At 77.1% G+C, this 2,102-nt stretch carries 1 protein-coding gene; it reads left to right on the top strand.

Annotated features, from left to right (window positions below; genetic code table 11):
- Positions 1 to 130: 130 nt before the first annotated feature.
- Positions 131 to 2,102, top strand: a 1,972-nt coding sequence (locus KS423_RS44180; RefSeq protein ID WP_224285319.1) for a bifunctional [glutamine synthetase] adenylyltransferase/[glutamine synthetase]-adenylyl-L-tyrosine phosphorylase, incomplete at its 3' end; no start/stop codon positions are given.

The raw sequence follows: 2,102 nt of genomic DNA, 5'->3' as shown, positions 1-2,102 counted from the left end.
CCGACACGCCACGCCGTCGCCCGGCCTCTGCGCCCGGCCGACCGGTGACCGGGCGGGCCCGGCCCGTGGGCCGCCCGGCGGCGGGCCCCAGGGGCGCGTAACCTGCTGGGGCGGACGGATGGAGGGGCCGATGGCGATGGAGGAGCAGCGGGCCGGAAGCCGGGTCAGCCGGCCGGAGAACCGGCTGGTCCGGCGCGGGTTCACCGACCCGGCGCGGGCGGTGCGGCTGTTGGAGGGCCCCGGGCTGGAGGGCCTGGCCGACGACCCCCTGCTGCTGGACGCGCTCGGCGCCACCGCCGACCCCGACCTCGCGCTGCTCGGCCTGGCCCGGCTGCTGGAGGCCGCCGACGAGGCCGACCGGCACATCCTGCGCGACACCCTCACCACCTCCAAGCCGCTGCGCGACCGGCTGCTCGGGGTGCTCGGCGTCTCCACCGCGCTCGGTGACCACCTGGCCCGGCACCCGCACGACTGGCACGTGCTGGTCACCTTCGAACTGCGCGACATGCACCCCGGCCCGGAGGACTTCCGCCGCGCCCTCACCGAGGGCGTGCGCACCGGCGAGCGCGGTCCGGCGGACGCGCTGCGCGTCGCCTACCGCCGCTGCCTGCTCGCCATCGCGGCCCGCGACCTCACCGGCACCGCCGACCTCGCGCAGACCGCCGCCGAACTCGCCGACCTGGCCGGCGCCACCCTCCAGACCGCCCTGGACCTCGCCGCCGAGCACGACCCGGAGGCCGCTGAGGCCTGTCGGCTCGCGGTGATCGGCATGGGCAAGTGCGGAGGCCGCGAACTCAACTACGTCTCGGACGTGGACGTGGTGTTCGTCGCCGAGCCGCGCGAGGGGGTGGACGAGCTGGAGGCGCTCAAGGCCGCGACCCGGCTGGCCGCCGCCCTCACCCGGCTGTGCGCGGACACCACCGGCGAGGGCACCATCTGGCCGGTGGACGCCAACCTGCGCCCCGAGGGCCGCAACGGCCCGCTGGTGCGCACCCTGGCGAGCCACCTCGCCTACTACCAGCGCTGGGCCAAGACCTGGGAGTTCCAGGCGCTCCTCAAGGCCCGCCCGGTCGCCGGGGACGCGGAGCTCGGCACCGCGTACGTCGAGGCGCTCGCCCCGATGGTCTGGCAGGCCGCCGCCCGGGAGAACTTCGTCGCCGACGTGCAGCAGATGCGCCGCCGGGTGGTCGACTCCATCCCCGTCACCGAGCTGGACCGCCAGCTCAAGCTCGGCCCGGGCGGCCTGCGCGACGTCGAGTTCTCCGTGCAGCTGCTCCAGCTGGTGCACGGCCGCACCGACCCGGCGCTGCGCAGCGGCAACACCCTGGAGGCGCTGGCCGCGCTCTCCCGGGGCGGGTACGTGGGCCGGGCGGACGCCGCCTCGTTGGACGCCGCGTACCGCTTCCTGCGCTCGCTGGAGCACCGCATCCAGCTGTACCGGCTGCGCCGCACCCACCTGATGCCCACCGGGGCCGAGGACCTGCGCCGGCTGGCCCGCTCGCTGGCGGCGCTGATCAACGACGACACCCGCGCCGACCCGGTGGCGGCGCTGCACCGCGAGTGGAAGCGGCACGCGGTGGAGGTCCGGCGGCTGCACGAGAAGCTGTTCTACCGGCCGTTGCTCGACGCCGTCGCCGAACTGCCGCCGGGCGCCACCGGGCTGACCCCGGAGGCGGCCCGGGCCCGGCTGGAGGCGCTGGGCTACGCGGACCCGGCGGCCGCGCTGCGGCACATCAGCGCGCTCGCCTCCGGGGTGAGCCGCAAGGCCGCGATCCAGCGCACCCTGCTGCCGGTGCTGCTCGGCTGGTTCGCCGAGTCCGCCGACCCGGACGCCGGGCTGCTCAACTTCCGCCAGGTCTCCGACGCGCTCGGCCGCACCCCCTGGTACCTGCGGTTGCTGCGGGACGAGAGCGCAGCCGCCGAACAGCTGGCCAGGGTGCTGTCGGCCGGCCGGCTCGGCCCCGACCTGCTGCTGCGCGCCCCCGAGGCGGTGGCCATGCTGGGAGACCCGCAGGGTCTGGAGCCGCGCGGCCGGGCCGCCCTGGAGGGGGAGATCCGGGCCGCCGTCGGCCGGGCCGGGTCCACCGCCGCCGCGGTGGCCG

The organism is Streptomyces sp. LS1784 (assembly GCF_020103755.1).
In the GTDB taxonomy this organism is placed as follows: Bacteria; Actinomycetota; Actinomycetes; order Streptomycetales; family Streptomycetaceae; genus Kitasatospora.
The sequence above is the reverse complement of the archived record's forward strand: the minus strand, read 5'-3'. Positions and strand labels throughout refer to the sequence as shown.